This window comes from uncultured Ruegeria sp. (assembly GCF_947504215.1).
Lineage (GTDB): Bacteria > Pseudomonadota > Alphaproteobacteria > Rhodobacterales > Rhodobacteraceae > Ruegeria.
The window spans coordinates 856,986-877,642 of the sequence record NZ_CANNGO010000001.1; the positions used below are offsets into that span (position 1 = coordinate 856,986).

Here is a 20,657-nt window from a genome sequence, read left to right on the forward strand (position 1 = left end):
AAGAAACCGCCCTGAAGGCGGCACGACGGTCAAAAGAATGCAGACGGCCCCAAATTGGGACCGTCTGCGAATAATTTACTGACCAACTGGGTTACAGACGGTTTGGCCTGCTTCGGTTGTCGCCAGATCATACCCGCCTGGGCAGCTGGGTGAGCCGGACTTGTCATAGCTGGGCTGGGTGTAAACCGGTGTCGGTTCTTCCTGCTGCGCGCACGCGGTCAGGATCAGGGCAAATGCGCCAACAGCAGCAAATTTGAGTTTCATGTCCATCAGTCCTCTATTACTTTTCTGATATTGCCCAATTTTTCGGGGCCGCAACCAGAATACGGGGTGAACGACAATCTGGCAACAGAATCGATCACTTGGCCGTGATCGCTGGCGGAACCACGCTTGGACAGCGGGGATTATCGCAGGAAAATGCGCGTCGCTGTCTTTTTTGCCTTGTTGCTTTAAACTGATTTGACGACATCAGCCGAAATCGGAGGAGCCACATGTCTGAACCGCGAATCGTAGCCCAGAAATCACCATTCCCAGTCGAGGTGACCGAAGGGAAAAGTTATTTTTGGTGTGCATGCGGCCGGTCCAAGCGCCAACCGTTTTGTGATGGATCTCACAAGGGGACAGATTTGGAACCTGTGAAATACACAGCCGATGCCAGCAAAAAATTGTTCTTCTGCGGATGTAAGCAGACTTCAAAGCCACCGCTTTGCGACGGGTCCCATTCGGGCCTTTAACCCACCGTTCAACGCATTCAGAGCACTTGCGTTGGCGCAAAAGTCGGGCACCGCTTCCGCCCATTCCTGTTGCGTCGCCAGCCAAACCTCGCAGCGCCGACTGCTGGGGCACGTCCGACAACGCGTGATTAACTCAGCGTAGCCTTCAGGCGACAGCTGTCCATCGGCCAAAGCCTCGGTCAACGAAATACCCACGCAACGGGCGGCAGATCGCGTAAGCCAGAAGTGCTTGTCAATTTCCCCGAGTAGATCTTGCGACATCAGACCCTCGTAACAGTTTGACTTGCAACACTGCAAACCGTTCCCGGTTTAGACAATGCGCGGGGACCTTTGCATCAGAGCGGTAACGATCCAACCAATCCGGGCAGTCACGCGCCCACGCACAACCGCGGCATAACTGGACCATGTCAGCCCAATTGTCTTGGCTCAGGTGCCCATGCTGATGGGCCGACACAATATCTGTTCCGGTTACCTGAGCCATTCGCAACACAAGCCGGAGATGGGTCATGATCTCCCCCAATCGCGACATTTAACCCTCTCCTGAGCTAAGACATCAGCTTGTGAAGAAGATCCCTGTTGCGACAATACTCGGGCGTGTGGTTCAGAAAAGCCGTATCACTTATCGTGCTCTGGCAGTGCGCAGGGTTTGGGCATTCTGTGCACCGCACAACAGCGTCAGAGATTTGATCGATAGAAACGGAACCGCCAATGGCGGCCTCTTCCAGATCAACGTCGAGCATTTTTGCCATCTCGTCCACCAGTCCGGCGTGCAGTCGCAAGGTCTCTCGGCTGGGCATGCTGGGTCCTTTCCCTAATGCGAATTGCCCAAAGAATACCGCCTGCCTAAACTGAAACCTTTGACACAGGTCAATGTGCGACATCGATCTGGTCGAGATAGGTGCGTATTGCGTCCTGCACCCTGCGAAACCGGTCTCCACCCAGCTTTTTGCCGCCATACCAACGGGTGACAATGATCACATGGTTCTCAAGACCGGCCCGTTGCATCATTCGAAGGATCACCATCCCGGCACCGCCTTCGCCATCATCCGCTTTCAATGCCCCGGTCGGCAGTGTCGCGGCCCAGGTATTGTGCGTGGCTTTCGCATAGGTCTTGTCTGACTTCAGCTCATTCAAAACGGCATCGATTTCGGCTCTGGACGCAACACGCGCTCCCGAGACCGCGTATTTCGATCCCCTATCCGTCAGGACCACCCCAAGCCTGACCAAGTCGGTCATTGCGTTAAGCCGAGTTTTTGGGATGTCTCAAGCACCCTCTGAACCCGTTGCGCATTGGGCGGGTGCGATCCAAGAAACCGATCGCCCGGGTCCGGAATGCGGTCAAAGAACTCAGCCCCAATCAAAGGGTTGTACCCCGCCTTATACGTAATAACCGTTCCCAGTTCGTCTGCTTCCAGCTCGAATTCCTTCACATAGGCTTGGACGCCAACCTTGGCGCCCAGCTTCTGCGCCTCTTCGATTTCTGCATCGCTTCCACCTCGCTGTCGTTCTTGATCACCGAACTTCGTTGCCGCGTCGCTGGCATTTTTAGACTGCCGAGCAATGTGACCCAAAACATGGTGCGCCGCTTCGTGCCCCATGACAAAAGCCAACTCATCTTCGTTTTGTGCGGAACGGATCATTGAGCGTGTAAAAATGATCACGGGTTGGTTGTTTTCGTCCAAGGTTTGAAAGGCGTTAGCAGGCGCGCGCGGGTTCACGTCGACCATGATCCTGAAATCGCAATTCTGCTTTCGTGTCTCACGTAAACACTGCGTTCGTGCTTCGCTTCCGACTGCGCGGCTTACTTCGCGAAACGTCGCGGCTGTGATGGGCGTGCCAGACGTGGGTTGATCCCATTCTTCAGCCGGCACAACACGAAAAGTATCTGTTTCACAAGCCGCCAACAGCAAGAAAAACAGGAAGAATATTACACGGTGCATTACATTTCCTTTGGGCGCGCCCGGCCGCTGGGCCAGCATAACGTTACCTATGCGGGGTCGCCACTCACAGATCAATGCACAACGGCTTGCATTGGGCGTCAACCGGCTGCACTCTGCCAATATGTTTTCGATTGAGCATGAATTCGACTCGACCGTCATTACTCTGGTGGACGAAGGCCCAAAGCCTTTGCAAGAGGATGTCGTGATCAACAGTTTCGCTGAGTGCGTAACTTTAGAGCAATTGGACCCGCGCACAGAGCAAGTCCATAAGATAACCCTATCGCCCGAACAGGTCCGCGATCTGGCTGCTGCGTTGGACCTGCCAGAGGGGGTTTACCAGATTCGGGAAACTCAACGTCACGAGTCATGAGAAATACCTTTTCAGGCGCGTTTAGCCTTGTTACTGCCGCGAGTCTCATCTGACATCCCAGCACTCCGAAAGCGTGCTATCTCGACCAGGTTAATTTGCCCTGCTGCTTCTGAAAAAAGAAGCAATGAATTGTGATAGGTCATCCGGAAACTGATGGCGGTCGCTAAAGCCTTATCTCAGGTAGATGTTGATTGCTTCCCGACACCCTTCTTGCCAGATCAAGGACAACCAGTTGGAAAACTCATGCGTAAAGCGGTCGTCGAGCCCGGTTTCGCCGTACAGGTTGGTCTGACCGACCCATGCCTGCGGATCATCTTTGGCGGCCAGAGCCGCTGTCTTCAACCCCGCCCACAACGGATCATTCGCTTCGATTTCTGTGCCGTCTTCACGAACGCCGACGCACATCCGCGCCCAAAAAGCAGCTGCCAAAGCGAGTCCTGTAACAGACGAACCAGCTCCGAGCGCGTCTCGAAGGGAGGGAAGCAAAAATCCCGGATGGCGCGAGGACCCGTCAAAGGCGACGCGGCGGGTTGTGTCATAAATCGTAGAATTCGCAAATCGACGTTCAACTAGCTTAAGGTATTCGTCAGGTCTTGTTCCTGATACAGGCGCGACATGCGGTACGATTTCTTCAACTTGAACTTTCCGGAAAAATTCCAGCACACCGGCGTCTTGCATGCAATCAGATATCGTCGGGATGTTTAGAATTTCTCCGACATTGGCAAGAAGCTGGTGACCCCCATTCAGAATCCTCAACTTCATGGCCTCATAGACATGAACGTTGTTTGTCATCGTCACGCCGACATCTTCCCAAGCAGGTCGTCCTGCACAGAAATCGTCTTCAATCACCCATTGGCGAAAGTTTTCATGCGTAACCGGAGCAAGATCGTCGATACCCAACTCTCTGCACTGGGAGACAACCTGATCCGTGGTGGCCGGGACGATGCAATCCACCATAGAATTCGGGAAGGCCCCGTGCTGATCGATCCAGTTTGCCAGATCGGCGTCAGACAGGCGCGCCAAACCCACTACGCAGTTGCGCAGGATACTCCCATTACCCTGCAGGTTATCACAGCTCAGCGCGGTAAAAGGGGCTACCCCGGCCGCCCTGCGCTTACGAAGAGCGGCAACGATGGCACCAAAGACAGTTCTTGGGTCGGACGGATTCTGTGCGTCATGTCGGATATCATCATCCTGCACATCAAACGCGCCGGTGTTGGGATCCAGAAAGTACCCGCCTTCTGTCACCGTCAAAGACACGATGCGGATCGCGGGATCAGACATTTGTCGGATCAAGGGCGCATTGCCTGCCTCAATTGGCAGGTAGTCCGTCATTGGACCGACCACTTCTGCAGAAACGCCTGATGGATCAAGCTCAATGAGTGTCGTAAGGTAGTCCTGCCGGCGGAGCTTTTCGCGCATAGCAGCGTCATAGCTACGTACACCTGCACCGATAATTGCCCAGTCATGAGCAGCCCCCCGCTGCATTAAGCGATGCAAATACCATGACTGATGCGCGCGATGGAAATTCCCTACTCCGATATGGACAATGCCAGGTTTCAAGTCGGACCGGTTATACGACGGGCGTGCGATGGATGCCGGCAGATCAGCAAGTCGATCACGCCGCAGCTGGACAGATGCATGTGCCAGAGATCCCATTAGCTCATCCAGTTTCCGCCATCGACATTGTATGTCTGTGCCACAATGTAATTTGCCTCATCAGATGCGAGAAACACCGCTATGCCCGTCAAATCTTCCGCGCGGCCCATGCGCCCGTATGGGACCGCCGCTGCGACTTCGCGCTTTTTCTCACCAGGCGCTTTACCTTCATGTTTCGCAAAGAACGCGTCCACGCCGTCCCAATGCTCACCATCCACAACGCCGGGTGCAATCGCATTCACGTTGATTCCATGAGAAATGAGGTTCAGACCTGCCGACTGCGTTAACGAGATGACAGCCGCTTTGCTTGCGCAATAGACAGCGACCAAGGGCTCTCCGCGGCGTCCGGCCTGCGAGGCCATATTGATGATCCGGCCTTTTACATGGTGTTCAATCATATGCCGCGCCACGGCTTGCATCGTGAACAAAGTACCCGCGACATTGATGTCAAAAACCCGGTCGTAGTCGGCGCGGTCGATTTCGACAAATGGCGCGGCTGTAAAGATGGCCGCGTTATTTACCAAGATATCGATTGCGCCAAACTGTCTAGCGGTGTTCGCGATTGCAGCGTCAATGCTTTGCTTATCGGCGACATTCATTTCGACAGCCATCGCAGCCTCACCAATCTCGGCTGCAGCCTCGCGCGCGCGAACGACATCGACATCCGCAATGGCCACGCGCGCGCCTTCAGAAACGTAGGTCTTGGCGAACGCCAGCCCGATCCCTCGCGCGGCGCCAGTGATCAGCGCAGTCTTACCTGCCAACCGTGTCATTCGATCCGCAGCCCTTTCGCGTCAAATCGATGGATTACGTCTGAGCGCGGCGTCAGATGGATGCGATCCCCGTGCTTAAAGGCCACTTCGCCATCTGCCCTTACGGTGATCGTTTCGGCCAAACCGGTTTCATGCACGTGAAAGAATGTATCTGAACCCAGATGCTCGGACACGCTGACCTTTCCAGACCAGGGACCTTCGCTGTCGGACACCGCAATATGCTCAGGACGCACTCCTATCGTATGAGCGCCATGCTTCGCAGCCTCTTCCCCTTCGATGAAGTTCATCTTGGGTGAGCCGATGAACCCCGCGACGAATAGGTTCCGCGGCGCACGGTACAGGTCCAGCGGACTGCCAACTTGTTCGATCACACCTGCATGCAGAACCACGATCTTGTCGGCCATTGTCATCGCTTCAACCTGATCATGGGTCACGTAGATCATCGTGGTGGCTAGACGCTCGTGCAGTTCGCTGATTTCCAGCCGCATACCAACACGTAAGGCTGCATCCAGGTTCGACAGAGGCTCGTCGAACAGAAAAGCCGCTGGTTCGCGGACAATCGCGCGTCCGATCGCAACACGCTGGCGCTGCCCCCCGGACAGTTGCCCGGGGCGACGATCCAGATAGTCGGTCAGGTTCAGAACACTTGCGGCGCCGTCTACACGACGATCGATCTCGGCCTGCTCCAACTTGGCCATGCGCAGCGGGAAGGCGATGTTCTTGCGTACGGTCATATGCGGATACAGCGCGTAGGACTGGAACACCATGGCGAGGCCACGCTTCGCGGGTGGCACATCTGTAGCATCCGTCCCATCGATCTCCATCGAACCTGAGGTCATGTCCTCAAGCCCCGCGATCAGACGCAGCAATGTGGACTTGCCACAGCCAGAAGGGCCGACGAAGACTGTAAACTCGCCATCTTCGATGGTTAGATCCAGCGGTGGGATGACCTGTACGTCGCCGAAGCTTTTGGTCACGGACTTGAGTTGAATACGTCCCATGTGTCGTGTTCCTTATTTCACAGCGCCGAAGGTCAGGCCTCGGACAAGTTGTTTCTGGCTAAACCAGCCAAGGATCAGGATTGGTGCAATCGCCATAGTCGAGGCCGCGCTAAGCTTGGCAAAGAACAGACCTTCGGGGCTGGAATAGCTGGCGATAAAAGCTGTAAGGGGTGCCGCATTGACAGCCGTCAGATTGAGCGTCCAGAACGCTTCGTTCCAAGCAAGGATGAAGTTCAACAAAACCGTCGAGGCAATGCCGGGAATGGCCATAGGTGTCAGGACATAGAGGATCTCCTCTTTCAATGTCGCCCCGTCCATCCGTGCCGCTTCCAGAATTTCACCCGGAATTTCGCGGAAATAGGTGTAAAGCATCCAGACGATGATCGGGAGGTTGATGAGCATCAGCACAACCACAAGCCCCGCGCGGCTGTCCAGCAGCCCCAACCGGATGAACAGCAGATAGATCGGGTAGAGCACGCCCACCGCAGGTAGCATCTTAGTGGACAGCATCCACAACAGGATGTCCTTAGTGCGTTTGGAGGGCACGAAAGCCATTGCCCACGCGGCAGGCACGGCGATGATCACACCTAGGATCGTCGAACCGCCTGCGATAATTACCGAGTTCCAAAGGAACCGCATATAGTCAGAGCGTTCCTGCACGATGGCATAATTCTCGAGCGTCCAGTCGAAGTTCAAGAAGATCGGTGGGCTGGCAATTGCCTGCGCCTCAGTCTTGAAACTGGTCAGTATGGTCCAGAGGATTGGGAAGAAGATCAGTAGACCGACAATCCAGGCTAAGGCTGTGTTAAAGGTCTTGCGTTGTGTCGTGACGGCGCGGGCCATGGTTTTGTCTCCTCACGCGTCCAGGTTCTTGCCGACGATGCGCATCAGGAAGATCGCAACGATGTTGGCTAAGATGATTGCGTAGACACCTCCGGCTGATCCAAGGCCAACGTTCTGGCTTTCCAAAACACGTTGGAAGATCAGGTAGGTGAGTGTGCGGGTGCCGAAAGCGCCGCCGGTGGTCACGAAAATTTCGGCGAAGATCGACAGTAGGAAGATCGTCTGGATCAAGATCACAATCGTGATGGCGCGACCGAGATGCGGCAGAATGATGTGATAGAAGCGCTTTAGCGGTGGTGCACCGTCCATCTCAGCAGCTTCAAGCTGTTCGCTATCCAGCGATTGGATTGCAGTTAGCAGGATCAGCGTCGCGAAAGGCAACCATTGCCACGAGACGATCATCACGATTGAGGGCATGGAAGCTTCGGACAGCCACGAAATGGGTTCTGCGCCGAAAAAGCGCCAGAGATGGGCAAACAACCCGTTCACAGGGTCCATGAACATGTTCTTCCAGACCAAGGCTGAGACAGTCGGCATGACAAAGAACGGCGCAATAACAAGGATACGGACAACGCCCTGGCCCCACATGGGTTGATCCAGCAGCATCGCCAGAAGAATGCCCAGGACGACCGTAATCGCCAGCACGCCGCCAACGATCACCAATGTCGCTTGAACCGCGGGCCAGAAGGAACTGGAGGATACGAACCGAACGTAGTTGTCGAAACCAACCCAGCCCAGATCACCACCGCGAAGCGGCAGGTATTTCTTGAAGGAAAAGTACAGTGTCATCGTCAGCGGCACGAGCATCCAGCCAAGCAGCAGGACCACTGCGGGTGCCATCATCAGGCGAGCAACGGATCGGGAATGTTGAGTAGCCATGACGCAAGACCTCTCTGTTCAGGCGCGTGTCAGCCTGCGAGAAAAACGCGAGTTGTGGAAGTAGTGTGTTGGGAGCGGGTGAGCAGAGAGCTGCCCACCCGCCTGGGAGAAAGCCTCAGTACCCTGCGGCTTCCATTTCTTCGGAGGTGAAGGCCTGCGCTTTAGCAAGTGCTTCTTCTACCGTCTGTTGTCCGGCATAAACTGCCGAGAACTCTTGGCTTACCTGTGTTGCGATGCCCGCAAACTCAGGGATCGCAGCGAACTGAATACCAACGTAAGGCACTGGCTTTACAGTCGGATTGTTCGGATCAGCTGACAGGATCGACTCCAGTGTCTTTTGGGCGAACGGAACCTCTTGGTAGTTTGGGTTCTCATACAGCGAGGTGCGTGCGCCTGGTGGGACGTTGGCCCAACCTTCGTTCTCGGCGACCAATTCGATGTAGTCTTTCGAAGTTGCCCACTCGATGAACTGCTTGGCTGAGTCTGCTTGCTCGGTCCCTGCCGGAATGGCCAGAGCCCAGGCCCAGAGCCAGTTGGATCGCTTGTCAACGCCTTCCGAGTTCGGAGCAAGCGCAAAGCCGACCTTGTCAGCGACAGTCGAATCGTCAGGATTTGTCACGAAGGACGCCGCGACGGTGGCGTCGATCCACATACCGCACTTACCCTGCTGGAACAGCGACAGGTTTTCGTTGAACCCGTTGGTCGCATAACCCGCAGGCCCAGATTCATTCATCATGTCAACGAAAAACGTCAGCGCATCGTTCCATTCAGGCTGATCGAACTGGGGCTTCCAGTCTTCATCAAACCAGCGCGCACCGAACGAGTTTGCTGTCACAGTGATGAACGCACCGCCTTCACCCCAACCGGCCTTACCACGCAGGCAGATGCCGTTGATGTCGTTGTCGCGATCCGTCATAGCGGCCGCTGCTTCGCGGATAAACTGCCAGGTTGGCGCGTCGGGCATTTCCATACCAGCCTGTTCCATCAGGTCGGTTCGATACATCACCATCGAACTTTCGCCATAGAATGGAGCCGCGTACAGCGTACCGTCATTGCTCAGACCGCCGCGCATTGCGGGCAGGATGTCATCCACATCGTATTCTGCCGACAGGCCATCCAGCGGTACCAGCCAACCATTCGCGCCCCAGATCGGCGTCTCGTACATGCCGATGGTCATGATGTCGAACTGACCACCCTTGGTGGTAATGTCGGTGGTTACGCGCTGACGCAGCACGTTTTCTTCCAGTGTCACCCATTCAACGTCGATACCGGTCGCTTCGGTGAAATTGTCTGTGTAGCCCTGCATCCGGATCATGTCGCCGTTGTTCACGGTCGCTATTGTTAAGGTATCCGCATGAGCTGCTGTCGTTGCGACGAGTGTCATTGCAGTCGCCGCACGAAGTGCGTTTCTCAAATACATCCCTGTCCTCCCTGAGCTTGGATGTCGTACAGCAATCGTAGTTGAGAAGTTGCCGCGCCGTCAATAAAAACTTTACGCGCGTCAAATTTTTCCTATGCAGATTCCCGCAAAACCAGCCGTGCAGGAAACAAGGTTTCTGTCCGATTTCCAAGTTTCCCTCCGTTTTCAATGAGTTCAAAGAGGGTTTCCACACTGCGACCAGCCACATTGTCATAGTCATGTGCAGCGGTTGTCAGCGACGGGCAGGTGAATCGCGAGAAGGGATGGTTATCGTTTGATGCCACCCGCAATGCGCAATCTTCACGGCGGCCCACCCGAATCCCCATCTCATAGCAAGCCGAAAGAAAGCCAATCGCCAGACGATCATTGCTGCACAGAACCGAGTTTGTTTTCAGCTCCCGACGACCCAAAACCTTGGCCGCTCCTTTGCGCCCGATCTCTTCAAAGGCCCAACCTTCGCCATCGATCTTGACTACATGCGGCTCGAACCCAAGCCGCTCCATCACCTCAATGTATGCCTTGCGCCGCTTATTGGCGTTCGGGTTTGCAGGGGTGCGCATTTCGAAGAAAGATGGTGGTTCGCCCGTTCGGGTCATGTATTCGACCGTCTGCGATACAAAACTGAAGTTGTCAGACCCAATGAAGGCCGCGCCAAGCCCTTCAAGATTGCTGTCAAACAAGACGGTAGGAACGTTTTCGCAAAATTTCTCAATCGCTGAGCGGTCCGATGCTCTGCCTAAGGGCGCAAGCAGTACGCCTGCGGGTTTCAATGATCGCAAGCTGTCTAAAATTTCATTTTCCAGTTTGTGTTCGCCATGCGAGCTGAAAAGTGAGGGGCGATAGCCCGCCGCGATACAGCTTTGCTCAAGGTACCGCGCGATTTCTGCAAAGAACGGGTCTGCGAGATAGGGCACCACGATCCCAATATTCTTTGTCAGCTTTCTGTTTTGGTTCACTGCGTAGATGTTCGGACGATAGTCGAACCGTTCCAGCGCTTCCTCGATACGAGCCCGGGTTGTCGCCCGAACGCTATCTGGGTCGTGGAAGTATTTCGACACCGTAGGTCGAGAGAGACCACTGACCGCGGCAAATTCTTCCATGTTTCTAATTTTTGTCATGCTCTCTAACCTGCGGATTCGCACCGTCGCGATCTTACCACTTTTTACATATTCTTTGCGCGCGACAAAAAAATCAACAGCGGGACCCTTGTCGCAGAAACTTCGCAAGACTACAGGTTTCATATGTACGCAGGTATTGATATCGGCACATCAGCCGTAAAAGTTGTCTGTACTGACGGGGTGAAGATCCTGGCCGCGGCATCCGCTGATCTGGACACATCTTCGCCCAAGCCGGGTTGGTCCGAGCAGCACCCCGATATCTGGTGGCAGGCGACGTGCGATGCGTTGCGACAGTTGAGCGACAAAATCAATCTGTCTGACGTGAAAGCCATTGGGCTATCTGGCCAAATGCATGGCGCAGTTCTGCTCGACACCGATCAGCGGCCTATCAGGCCTGCGATATTGTGGAATGACAGCCGCGCTGCGAACGCGTGCGAGCAACTCCGCGGAGCCGTGCAGGATATCGGTCAAATAGCAGGTGTCCTCCCGCTGCCTGGCTTTACGGCGCCCAAGATCATGTGGCTAAAGCAAAACGAGCCTGAAAACTACAATCGCATTGCGTCGATACTGCTGCCCAAAGACTATGTTGGTTTGCGTCTTCACAGCGAGTTGGCGACAGACACATCAGATGCCGCCGGAACCTTATGGCTGGATCAGGCCGCGCGCGCCTGGAGCAGTGAGATCGCCGAGGCCGCGGACGTGAATACAAGTTGGCTTCCACAAATATTTGACGGTCACGACATCGTCGGCGCGGTAACCCCTCAAGCCGCTGCGAAAAGTGGATTTCGAGTTGGTGTACCGGTCGTCGCGGGCGGCGGCGATGCGGCGACAGGCGCCGTATCGCTGGGCGCGACAGAGCCGGGGCGGGGCTTCATCTCACTAGGGACATCCGGCCAGCTCTTTGTTGCCGGTCGAGCATACAAACCCAACCCCGAGAAATTTGTGCACGCATTTGCGCATACTCTGCCAGACCGTTGGTATCAGATGGCTGCGATGCTGAATGGCGCGAGACCCATATCGTGGATCGGAGGGCAGCTAGACCTGTCGGCGGCCGAGGTTGTGGCTCTGGCGGAAACTGTCACAACCGATCGCGTGCCTATTTTTCTCCCTTATCTGACTGGCGAGCGCAGCCCTCATGGGGACCCACACATCCGAGCTTGTTTTTTTGACCTCGAAGATGCGACGACGCGTGCAGAAATCTGTCGTTCGGTTGTGGAAGCTGTTGCTTTCTGTTTCGCCGACGCGGCTGAGAGTTTTGGCGATACTCTGTCAAACCTGTCCGAACTGGCCGCAATTGGAGGCGGCAGTCGAAGCGACCTGCTCCTGAGCCTGATCGCCACTGTCACCGAGAGATCCATTGTTCGGCCTGATGGGGCAGATTCGGGACCGGCGATGGGGGCAGCAAAGCTGGCGGCTTGCGGCGATAAAACGCTATGCATCGCCGATCTGGAAGAGCACCCCTCGGAGATAGGGGCTTTTGAACCTGAAGCAACGCCAGCCCTGCTTGACCGGCTGCACAAGTTCCGTTCGTTCTATCAAACGATTAGAACCGAGGTTTAGACATATATCTCGCGTTTAGCAGGTGATTGTCGTTCACCTGCCCAGCCCGCCCCCAACAACGTGAACCAGATCCTTACAAAAAACTCAAAGGCTGACTTGATCACGGGCGGCAATCACTTGGCATATGGGCGAAGAATTCGCCCATATGGGTTCTTTATGCACCCCGAAACAAACATGCATCTACAAATGGTCAACCACATTTCGAGTGCCCGCAACTGCGGCAGGTCATGCAGCCCTCAATCATAACCATGTCAAATTGACCACACGATGGGCATGCTTTGCCGCGTGGCGCATCCATGTTCACCACTTGCGCCTGTGGGTCAGACTTGAGACCCATGCCTTCGCCCTCAAGAAAGCCAATATTGACCATGTGCTGTTCGATCACCCCGCCAATCGCGGCCAAAATCGAAGGGATGTACTTGCCTTTGACCCAAGCCCCACCGCGCGGATCGAAAACAGCCTTCAGTTCTTCGACAACAAAAGAAACATCCCCGCCACGACGGAACACAGCAGAAATCATACGGGTCAGCGCAAGAGTCCAGGCATAGTGCTCCATGTTCTTCGAGTTGATGAACACTTCAAACGGGCGTCGGCGCCCACCGATGACGATATCGTTGATAGTCAGATAGATCGCATGCTCACTATCCGGCCATTTCAACTTGTAGGTCGACCCCTCCAGTGATTGAGGGCGATCCAGCGGTTCGGACATATAAACGACTTCGCCGCCATCAACCTGGTGGGGCGCGTCAGCACTTTCGCCCGGCACCTTGTCTTCGCTCTCTGATACGGTCAGAACCGATCCGGTCACGTCATTCGGGCGATAGGTGGTGCAGCCTTTGCAGCCCTGATCCCACGCCTGCATGTAGACGTCTTTGAACGCATCGAAACTGATGTCTTCGGGACAATTGATCGTCTTAGAGATCGAGCTGTCTATCCATTTTTGCGCCGCCGCCTGCATTTTGACGTGATCCGTCGGCGACAAGGTCTGTGCATTCACAAAGTAGTCTGGCAGTTCCGCTTCACCAAACTTATCGCGCCACATCTGCACGGCATAGTCCACCACTTCCTCTTCGGTGCGCGAGCCGTCCTTTTGCAGCACCTTGCGCGTGTAGGCATAGGCAAAGACAGGTTCGATTCCGGAAGATACGTTCCCGGCGTACAACGAAATAGTCCCTGTCGGCGCAATCGAAGTCAGCAGAGCATTGCGAATGCCATGTTCGCGGATCGCGTCGCGCACGTCGTCATCCATCTGCTGCATGGTACCGCTGGCCAGATAGTTCTCGGCGTCGAACAGGGGGAAGGCCCCCTTTTCGCGCGCCAAATCGACCGACGCCAGATACGCGGCGCGAGCAATCGCGTGCAACCAGCGCTCGGTCTGACGCGCCGCTTCGTCGGACCCATAGCGCAGTCCCAGCATCAACAGCGCGTCCGCCAGACCGGTCACGCCGAGCCCGATGCGCCGTTTGGCCTGAGCTTCAGCCGCTTGCTCAGGCAGTGGAAACTTCGACGCGTCCACCACGTTGTCCATCATCCTGACGGCAGTGGCGACAAGGTCCTGCATCGCGGTCTCGTCCAAATGCGCACTGCGCTCAAACGGCTCTGCAACCAGACGTGCCATATTGATCGACCCCAGCAGACAAGCGCCGTAAGGCGGCAATGGCTGCTCACCACAGGGGTTCGTCGCTGAAATGGTTTCGACATAGCTTAGGTTGTTGGCTGCATTGATGCGGTCGATGAATATCACGCCCGGCTCGGCATAGTCATAGGTCGCCTGCATGATCTTGTTCCAAAGGTCACGGGCTTGGACGGTGTGATAGACCTTGTCACCAAACACCAGTTCCCAAGGGCCATCGGCTTTGACCGCTTCCATAAACGCATCGGTCACCAGCACCGACATGTTAAACATGCGCAGGCGGGCCGGGTCGGATTTGGCGGTTATGAAATGCTCGATATCCGGATGATCGCACCGCATCGTCGCCATCATCGCACCGCGGCGCGACCCGGCGGACATTATGGTGCGGCACATCGCGTCCCACACGTCCATAAAGCTCAACGGACCCGACGCATCGGCGGCCACCCCATGCACGTCAGCGCCACGCGGGCGAATGGTCGAGAAGTCGTATCCGATCCCCCCACCCTGCTGCATGGTCAAAGCGGCCTCTTTCAACATGTCGAAGATACCGCCCATGCTGTCTGGGACCGTGCCCATGACAAAGCAATTGAACAACGTTACCTGCCGCGCGGTACCCGCGCCCGCAGTGATGCGCCCGGCGGGCAGGTATTTGAAATCTTCCAATGCCGCGTAGAACTTTTCTTCCCAATGCGCAGGGTTTTGTTCCACCCGGGCCAGATCGCGCGCAATACGTCGCCAACTGTCTTCAACCGTCTGGTCGATAGGCGTGCCATCCGCTTGCTTGAAGCGGTATTTCATGTCCCAGATCTGCTCGGCGATGGGGGCGGCAAAGCGGCTCATTGGTGCTCCAGTAGCAAAATAGTGAAATTGGACGTGGCGGCGGGACTTGAACCCACAACTTCCTCGCCGTAGCATCCCGGTGCAACCCTGGACTACTCGAAAGCGAGGCGCTCTATCCTTTGAGCTACGCCACGATTCCGTCGATTCGTCGACAGATACTTACAATACAGCAGCCGCGCCCGAAGCCACAACACCTTGATGACGACAGATCATGAGCTACAATATAAAGACGGGTTTCGGGACGACTCTGTGGGAAAGTTGTGGATAAGTACTTAAACCTCATAAAACTCTCAGTTGGGTCGGAAAGCGTCGACACACTGATCGAATGGCAAGACAGCCGTAAACCGCTTTATGAGGACGGATTGCCGCGTCATGTCACCCGCATGTGGCCCAAGCGTGAGGCCGAGATTCTGAACGGTGGATCAATCTATTGGGTGATCAAAGGCGTGGTTCAATGTCGCCAGCGCATTCTGAGGTTGGATGAGGTCATAGGCGAAGACGGTATCCGCCGCTGCGCAATTGTATTGGAGCCCGAAGTGCATCGCACCCAGAACGCACAAAAACGGCCGTTTCAAGGCTGGCGCTATCTGAAACCCGAAGACACCCCTCCGGATCTGCCCAAGGGTCGATCTCAGGACGATGCCTTGCCCGATGACCTTAATCGTGCGCTGGCTGAAATCGGCGTGCTGTAGCCTTAGCCAAGCCGATCCAGCAGGTCTGTCAGAACTTGTTTTTCTGCGGCGCTGTATTTGGATATTCGACTACGCCACAACGTTGCTTGTGATTTTAGGATCAGCCCGTCAGACAGGATTTTCAGGTGGTTGGCCCGCAAGGTTTCCCCGGTCGAGGTGATATCCGCAATCGCCTCAGCTGTTTCGTTCATTACCGTGCCTTCGGTTGCGCCCTGACTGTCGACAAGGGTGAAATCAGACACCCCAGCGTCAGACAGAAATTCCCGAACCAGGCGGTGGTACTTTGTCGCAATCCTCAATCGGTGTCCGTGAGTTTTGCGAAACGCCGCTGCGACAGCGTCCAGATCATCCAGTGTATCCACATCAACCCAACATGCAGGCGTCGCGATAATCAGATCAGCCTGACCAAAGCCCAAAGGAGAAACCTCTTCGACCTGCTGTTCCCAACGCGGCAGCTTTTCCTGCACAAGATCTGTGCCCGTAACCCCAAGGTGGATGCGCCCGGAAGCCAAGTCGCGCGGAATTTCACCTGCAGACATCAGAACCAGAGAAACTCCGTCGATACCATCGACTTTGCCCGCATATTCCCGCTCGGATTCACTGCGCGACAAGGTGATGCCACGCTTTTCAAACCACGAGAAGGTCTTTTCCATCAAACGACCCTTGGATGGCACGCCAAGTTTCAGGCTCATCAGGCGACCCCCTCGATCTCAAGCATCAGGTCCGGTCGGAGCACGCCACCGACGGCTGGGATTTCTGCCCCTTTGCCCAGTTGGCGCGTCAAGGCGTCATACCGCCCGCCCGTTGCAATCGGAGGCAGGTCGGGACGACCTTCGGCATAAAACCCAAAGACAAACCCGTCGTAATACTCCATGGAGGTCCGGCCATAAGCCGCTTCGAAATCCAGCTTTTCGACATCAACACCCCGCGCCTGAAGCGCTGCAATCCGACGCTCCAACCGGTCCAGGGCTGGCGTTATCTGCGGTAGATCCACTGCTACATCACGCAATTGTTCCAACGCAAACGGAATGGTTTCACGCACGGCCAGTAAGGACTCGAGACCCGCAAGCTCGGTGTCAGAAATGGGTGGGGTCTCACGATCCTCGCGCAGCGCTTGTATCCGCGCTTCAATTTCCGAGGCGCGCCGCTTGCCGACCATTGGCATCTCATATGCCATCGGATCCTTCGCATCCAAAAGACCTGCTCTGTGTTCCGGCTCAGGTTTCCGCCCTGCGAACCGATCCAGCAGAGTGCGAAACCGGCGGGGGCGCCAAAGATGCCGCATCAACGCGGCCTTGCGCCGATCCGTTGTGCGCAATCCTTGCACCGCAGCCGTCAGTATGCCGATATCCCCTGTGGCGGCACGCAAAGGTAGTCCGCGCAACTGCATGGCAAAAAGCGAAAAGACTTCTGCATCGGCCCCAGCGGGATCGTCGCGATCAAATACTTCGTAGCCCACCTGAATGTATTCGTTCGCCCGGTCGGGATCATGTTCCTGCCGCCGAAAGACCTCACCTGAATAGGTATATCGCGCGGGTTCTGCGCCTTCGTTCATATGCATCTGAACAACGGGCAGAGTGAAATCGGGGCGCAGCATCTGTTCGCCCCGCAGAGCGTCGGAGGTGACATAGGCGCGCGCGCGGATGTCCTCACCATAAAGGTCCAGCAACGTCTCAGCCGGTTGCAGCAAGGGCGGGTCCACAACCCGCGCCCCGGCGGCCTCGAACCGCAGGCGCATCGCCGCAGAACGGGCCTGTATCTGAGAACGGTTGGGCATCGCTCAGTCCTGACTGTCCAGAATTTCGCGCACTTTGGCGACCAAATCGCCGCGCGGCACTTCGAACTGGCTGGGGCGTTCTTTCCATTCCTCCAGCGTGGCGCTTTCGGCAATCTTTGCACCCAGGATCAAATCCTTGATCTGCACGATGCCACCCGCTTTTTCGTCACCACCTTCGATCACGGCGATCGGAGAATTGCGCTTGTCTGCATATTTCAGCTGATTGCCAAAGTTCTTGGGGTTTCCCAGATAGACCTCGGCGCGAATGCCAGCATTGCGCAGTTCAGCCACCATTGCCTGATAGTCTGCCATACGGTCACGATCCATGACGGTCACGACAACAGGTCCAGTGGCTTGGGCACTGATACGACCCTTTTCGCGCAGGGCGGCCAGTAGCCGATCAACTCCGATAGAAATACCAGTTGCCGGGACTTCTTGTCCGGTAAAGCGTTTCACCAGATCATCATAGCGACCGCCGCCTGCGACGGACCCAAACTGCCGTTTGCGGCCTTTTTCGTCGAAGATTTCAAAGGTCAGTTCGGCTTCGTACACAGGCCCGGTGTAGTAGCCGAGGCCACGGACGACCGATGGATCGATCTCAATCCGATCCGCGCCATAGTCACCCGCAGCCAACAGCGCACCAATCTGTTCGAGCTCGGCAATACCATCCGCGCCGATCTTACTATCACCCACAGCAGCCTGCAGATTGGCCAGTGTTCCCGCGGTATCCGTAGCTTTGGAGGTCAGGAACGCAATCACAGGTTCCGCCTGATCATCGCTGAGGCCGACACCGTCGATAAACGCGCCCGACGCATCCAGACGACCCTTGGTCAGCAACTCGCGCACCCCGGCTTCTCCGACTTTGTCGAATTTGTCGATGGTGCGTAGTACGTTGTCGCGGGCAGCGACATCATCGCCCAGCCCCATTGCTTCAAGTACACCGTTCAAAACCTTGCGGTTGTTGACGCGCACCAAATAGTCGCCGCGCGGAATACCCACGGTTTCCAGCGTATCCGATAGCATCGCACAGATCTCGGCATCAGCCGCCATTGAGGCCGTGCCTACCGTATCCGCATCGCATTGATAAAACTGACGATACCGCCCTGGCCCGGGTTTTTCGTTGCGCCAGACGGGGCCCATCGCATAGCGACGATAAGGCGTCGGCAGGTCGTTACGGTGCTGCGCATAAACGCGCGCCAAAGGGGCGGTCAGGTCATAGCGCAGGGCCATCCAGTCGCCCTTGTCATTCTCGTCAACTTCCTGCCACGCAAACACACCCTCGTTCGGGCGATCTACGTCGGGCAGAAACTTGCCCAGCGCCTCAACCGTTTCAACCGCGCTGCTTTCAAGCGCGTCAAATCCGTAGCGATGATAGACGTCCGCAATGGCCCGCAGCATCTCGGTGCGCTGCGTGACTTCCTGGCCGAAATAGTCGCGGAACCCTTTAGGCGTGATGGCCTTGGGGCGGGGCTGTTTCTTGGGCTTGGCCATTTGGGGCGTCCTTGGGAGTTAGTCGTTCCGCGCGCGGTCTATCCCATGGCCGGGATCGGGGCAAGCCAGCGCGCGGCCGCACAGCTCGGTTTCACTGGTCATGCGCCTGCCGGGCCGCTATGAGCGAGACAGACACAAGCCCCCACAGGAACCCGATATGCAGCATCTGGAAGAACAGATCGCCCATCTGACCCGTACGGTTGAAGACTTGAACGCAATTGTCACCCGGCAACAGGACGAGATTGATAACCTGACCCGCCGGGTTGAGATCCTGATGCGACGCGAAGGGGAACGGGCTCAGGAAGGAACAGGCGGTATCGTCTTGGGTGACGAACGCCCACCGCATTACTGAAGGTGCGGTGAATTTAAGGAGTTGTACAACACTCAGAGCGTGGATGTTACGACTTGTACAACACCCTGAACGATGCAAGCCGCCCCAAAAGGCAGCAGACGGAGATAGCCGATGACCCAAAAACTTGCGCTTGTGACCGGGGCTGCCCGTGGCATCGGCTTGGCCACCACAAAGCTGTTTTTACAACAAGGGTGGCAGGTCGCAATGGTAGACCGGGACGCGGATGAATTGAAGCTGGCCGCTGAGGGGTTGGACAGTGCGCAGCCGTTTTTCTACGACATCTCGGTCCCGGAGCAAGTATCCGAAATGGTTGAGGCGGTACTCCACCATTTCGGGCGGATCGACGCGGTTGTGAACAATGCCGGCGTAGCGGACTTTGGTCCTATCGAAGAGGCGGATTTTGCGACCTGGCGACGGGTCATGGAAACCAATCTCGACGGTGTATTTCTGGTCAGTCAAGCGACTGTGCAGCCCTTGAAGACCAGCAAAGGCGCAATCGTCAATGTCGCGTCAATATCAGGGCTCCGCGCCAGCACTTTGCGCGTGGCATATGGCACATCAAAGGCAGGGGTTATTCACCTGACGAAACAGCAGGCAGCGGAACTGGGAGAGTATGGTGTCCGGGCCAACTGTGTCTGTCCCGGTCCGGTCCGCACCAAACTGGCGATGGCCGTGCACACGCCCGAGATCATCGCAGCTTATCACGACGCGATCCCCTTGAACCGCTATGGGTCGGAACAAGAGATCGCCGAGGTGATCTGCTTTCTGTGCTCGGACAAGGCCAGCTATGTGACCGGGCAGGTGATCGCATCCGATGGCGGGTTTGACAGCACCGGCGTCGGGTTGCCCGCGCTTCGCCAGGATTGTTAGGTGGTTACGAAGCTAAGCCGCAACAGACCTGGCGATAAGCCCATCATAGTCCCAGCGTTGATTTCACCGCATTGTCAACAACACCAGCCAGCAGTGCGTCTTTGTCATCCGCGCACCCGTCGCGCAGGGCTTCCACAAACGCCTGATGCAGTTTGGCTTTTTCCTCGTTAGAGGCCGCGTGGTCATTGATGTCGATCTGACGGTTATAGATCGATACGGCGGTCAGCTTTTCGACGACGGCATAGATAAAGGCTTCATCCCCGTCTGCCTCTTCTACGACTGAGACACAGGTATGGTACATCACGGGCAACGCATCCTGGACCATTTGTTCGGCGGCCTCATCAGCAAAGGCCACGCTTGGCAGTGCTACACAAACGCTTGCCAATACGGCTCTTAAGGGGGTCATACGCATCGCATTCACTTCCAGTTGTGTCCAATAAATGCCCCGGCCACACCGCCAATGGCTGCGCCCTTGCCGTCTCCGATCAGGGCGCCAACCCCCGCGCCGATCAACGCGCCTTCGATCGTATTCTTCTTCTTTTTGTTGTCGGCAAGCCCCGCCGATGCTGACAGCAGCACCAACGACGCAGCCGCGGCGAAAGTGATTGTTCTGAAACCGGTATCCGCAATTTTCATCTGGGCGCTCTCCTGTGATCTGACCCTTGAATACACATTCTGAATTCAGCCTAGCGAGGCCTGGACTAT

At 56.1% G+C, this 20,657-nt stretch carries 25 protein-coding genes and 1 tRNA gene; 6 read left to right on the forward strand and 20 right to left on the reverse strand.

Going from position 1 to position 20,657, the window contains the following annotated elements; all coding sequences use genetic code 11:
• Positions 1-75 precede the first annotated feature (75 nt).
• Positions 76-264 (reverse strand): hypothetical protein, encoded by a 189-nt coding sequence (locus Q1B21_RS04190; RefSeq protein ID WP_298933630.1) that lies wholly within the window; start codon positions 262-264, stop codon positions 76-78.
• A gap of 227 nt (positions 265-491) precedes the next feature.
• Between Q1B21_RS04190 and Q1B21_RS04195 the strand changes: the two genes are divergently transcribed.
• Entirely contained in the window at positions 492-734 is a 243-nt protein-coding gene (locus tag Q1B21_RS04195) for a CDGSH iron-sulfur domain-containing protein (RefSeq protein ID WP_298933632.1), read from the forward strand.
• Here Q1B21_RS04195 and Q1B21_RS04200 read toward each other — a convergent pair.
• The 5 genes from Q1B21_RS04200 to Q1B21_RS04220 form a co-directional block, all read right to left on the reverse strand.
• The gene (locus Q1B21_RS04200; RefSeq protein ID WP_299886256.1) at positions 693-995 is read right to left on the reverse strand and encodes a DUF6455 family protein; all 303 of its coding nucleotides are present in this window, start codon (positions 993-995) and stop codon (positions 693-695) included. The genes Q1B21_RS04195 and Q1B21_RS04200 overlap by 42 nt on opposite strands.
• Positions 967-1,263 carry a DUF6455 family protein gene (locus Q1B21_RS04205; protein ID WP_299886259.1) on the reverse strand — a complete coding sequence of 99 codons (297 nt, stop codon included), beginning with the start codon at positions 1,261-1,263 and terminating at the stop codon, positions 967-969. The genes Q1B21_RS04200 and Q1B21_RS04205 overlap by 29 nt, the downstream gene beginning before the upstream one ends.
• Positions 1,264-1,279: 16 nt before the next feature.
• Positions 1,280-1,531, reverse strand: coding sequence for a DUF6455 family protein (locus Q1B21_RS04210; RefSeq protein WP_299886262.1), 252 nt, complete (start codon positions 1,529-1,531; stop codon positions 1,280-1,282).
• Positions 1,532-1,601: 70 nt separating this feature from the next.
• Positions 1,602-1,970 (reverse strand): YigZ family protein, encoded by a 369-nt coding sequence (locus Q1B21_RS04215; protein WP_299886265.1) that lies wholly within the window; start codon positions 1,968-1,970, stop codon positions 1,602-1,604.
• A complete protein-coding gene (locus tag Q1B21_RS04220; protein ID WP_299886268.1) occupies positions 1,967-2,674 on the reverse strand; it encodes a M48 family metallopeptidase in 708 nt (235 codons plus the stop codon). Before Q1B21_RS04220 ends, Q1B21_RS04215 begins: the two co-directional genes overlap by 4 nt.
• 121 nt (positions 2,675-2,795) lie before the next feature.
• On the opposite strand from Q1B21_RS04220, the gene Q1B21_RS04225 reads away from it, so the two are divergent.
• Positions 2,796-3,044, forward strand: a complete 249-nt coding sequence (locus Q1B21_RS04225; RefSeq protein WP_299077899.1) for a hypothetical protein — start codon at positions 2,796-2,798, stop codon at positions 3,042-3,044.
• 171 nt (positions 3,045-3,215) lie between these two features.
• Here the strand turns inward: Q1B21_RS04225 and Q1B21_RS04230 are convergent, their stop codons facing one another.
• The 7 genes from Q1B21_RS04230 to Q1B21_RS04260 form a co-directional block, all read right to left on the reverse strand.
• Positions 3,216-4,703, reverse strand: coding sequence for a mannitol dehydrogenase family protein (locus tag Q1B21_RS04230; protein WP_299886271.1), 1,488 nt, complete (start codon positions 4,701-4,703; stop codon positions 3,216-3,218).
• Positions 4,703-5,476 carry an L-iditol 2-dehydrogenase gene (locus Q1B21_RS04235; protein ID WP_299886275.1) on the reverse strand — a complete coding sequence of 258 codons (774 nt, stop codon included), beginning with the start codon at positions 5,474-5,476 and terminating at the stop codon, positions 4,703-4,705. Before Q1B21_RS04235 ends, Q1B21_RS04230 begins: the two co-directional genes overlap by 1 nt.
• Positions 5,473-6,477 carry an ABC transporter ATP-binding protein gene (locus Q1B21_RS04240; RefSeq protein WP_299077054.1) on the reverse strand — a complete coding sequence of 335 codons (1,005 nt, stop codon included), beginning with the start codon at positions 6,475-6,477 and terminating at the stop codon, positions 5,473-5,475. The genes Q1B21_RS04235 and Q1B21_RS04240 overlap by 4 nt, the downstream gene beginning before the upstream one ends.
• 12 nt (positions 6,478-6,489) lie before the next feature.
• Entirely contained in the window at positions 6,490-7,320 is an 831-nt protein-coding gene (locus Q1B21_RS04245) for a carbohydrate ABC transporter permease (RefSeq protein WP_299886279.1), read from the reverse strand.
• A gap of 12 nt (positions 7,321-7,332) precedes the next feature.
• Positions 7,333-8,199: a carbohydrate ABC transporter permease gene (locus Q1B21_RS04250; protein ID WP_298933653.1), complete on the reverse strand. Its 867-nt coding sequence runs from the start codon at positions 8,197-8,199 to the stop codon at positions 7,333-7,335.
• Between the two features lie 115 nt (positions 8,200-8,314).
• Complete coding sequence (locus Q1B21_RS04255) at positions 8,315-9,619, reverse strand: sugar ABC transporter substrate-binding protein (RefSeq protein WP_299886283.1); 1,305 nt, start codon at positions 9,617-9,619, stop codon at positions 8,315-8,317.
• A gap of 92 nt (positions 9,620-9,711) precedes the next feature.
• Positions 9,712-10,737, reverse strand: coding sequence for a LacI family DNA-binding transcriptional regulator (locus Q1B21_RS04260; RefSeq protein ID WP_299886285.1), 1,026 nt, complete (start codon positions 10,735-10,737; stop codon positions 9,712-9,714).
• 123 nt (positions 10,738-10,860) lie between these two features.
• Here Q1B21_RS04260 and xylB point away from each other — a divergent pair, with 123 nt between their 5' ends.
• Positions 10,861-12,297 carry a xylulokinase gene (gene xylB, locus Q1B21_RS04265; RefSeq protein WP_299886288.1) on the forward strand — a complete coding sequence of 479 codons (1,437 nt, stop codon included), beginning with the start codon at positions 10,861-10,863 and terminating at the stop codon, positions 12,295-12,297.
• A gap of 190 nt (positions 12,298-12,487) precedes the next feature.
• Here the strand turns inward: xylB and Q1B21_RS04270 are convergent, their stop codons facing one another.
• Positions 12,488-14,770, reverse strand: a complete 2,283-nt coding sequence (locus tag Q1B21_RS04270) for an adenosylcobalamin-dependent ribonucleoside-diphosphate reductase (RefSeq protein WP_299886291.1) — start codon at positions 14,768-14,770, stop codon at positions 12,488-12,490.
• Positions 14,771-14,798: 28 nt separating this feature from the next.
• Positions 14,799-14,904, reverse strand: a tRNA-OTHER gene (locus Q1B21_RS04275).
• Between the two features lie 126 nt (positions 14,905-15,030).
• Here Q1B21_RS04275 and Q1B21_RS04280 point away from each other — a divergent pair.
• Positions 15,031-15,462, forward strand: a complete 432-nt coding sequence (locus Q1B21_RS04280) for a DUF1489 domain-containing protein (protein ID WP_299886294.1) — start codon at positions 15,031-15,033, stop codon at positions 15,460-15,462.
• A 2-nt stretch (positions 15,463-15,464) separates the two neighbouring features.
• Here Q1B21_RS04280 and hisG read toward each other — a convergent pair whose 3' ends face one another.
• From hisG to hisS, 3 genes are read right to left on the reverse strand one after another with little or no spacing between them, the layout of a single operon-like run.
• Positions 15,465-16,154 carry an ATP phosphoribosyltransferase gene (gene hisG, locus Q1B21_RS04285; RefSeq protein ID WP_299886297.1) on the reverse strand — a complete coding sequence of 230 codons (690 nt, stop codon included), beginning with the start codon at positions 16,152-16,154 and terminating at the stop codon, positions 15,465-15,467.
• A complete protein-coding gene (locus tag Q1B21_RS04290; protein ID WP_299886301.1) occupies positions 16,154-17,239 on the reverse strand; it encodes an ATP phosphoribosyltransferase regulatory subunit in 1,086 nt (361 codons plus the stop codon). The genes hisG and Q1B21_RS04290 overlap by 1 nt, the downstream gene beginning before the upstream one ends.
• Positions 17,240-17,242: 3 nt before the next feature.
• Positions 17,243-18,730 (reverse strand): histidine--tRNA ligase, encoded by a 1,488-nt coding sequence (gene hisS, locus Q1B21_RS04295; protein ID WP_299886304.1) that lies wholly within the window; start codon positions 18,728-18,730, stop codon positions 17,243-17,245.
• Between the two features lie 157 nt (positions 18,731-18,887).
• On the opposite strand from hisS, the gene Q1B21_RS04300 reads away from it, so the two are divergent.
• Complete coding sequence (locus Q1B21_RS04300) at positions 18,888-19,082, forward strand: SlyX family protein (RefSeq protein WP_299077126.1); 195 nt, start codon at positions 18,888-18,890, stop codon at positions 19,080-19,082.
• 111 nt (positions 19,083-19,193) lie between these two features.
• Positions 19,194-19,952: an SDR family NAD(P)-dependent oxidoreductase gene (locus Q1B21_RS04305; RefSeq protein WP_299886309.1), complete on the forward strand. Its 759-nt coding sequence runs from the start codon at positions 19,194-19,196 to the stop codon at positions 19,950-19,952.
• A gap of 43 nt (positions 19,953-19,995) precedes the next feature.
• On the opposite strand, the gene Q1B21_RS04310 is transcribed toward Q1B21_RS04305, so the two are convergent.
• Complete coding sequence (locus Q1B21_RS04310; protein ID WP_299886312.1) at positions 19,996-20,364, reverse strand: hypothetical protein; 369 nt, start codon at positions 20,362-20,364, stop codon at positions 19,996-19,998.
• Between the two features lie 5 nt (positions 20,365-20,369).
• The gene (locus tag Q1B21_RS04315; RefSeq protein ID WP_299077135.1) at positions 20,370-20,588 is read right to left on the reverse strand and encodes a glycine zipper 2TM domain-containing protein; all 219 of its coding nucleotides are present in this window, start codon (positions 20,586-20,588) and stop codon (positions 20,370-20,372) included.
• Between the last annotated feature and the right edge of the window lie 69 nt (positions 20,589-20,657).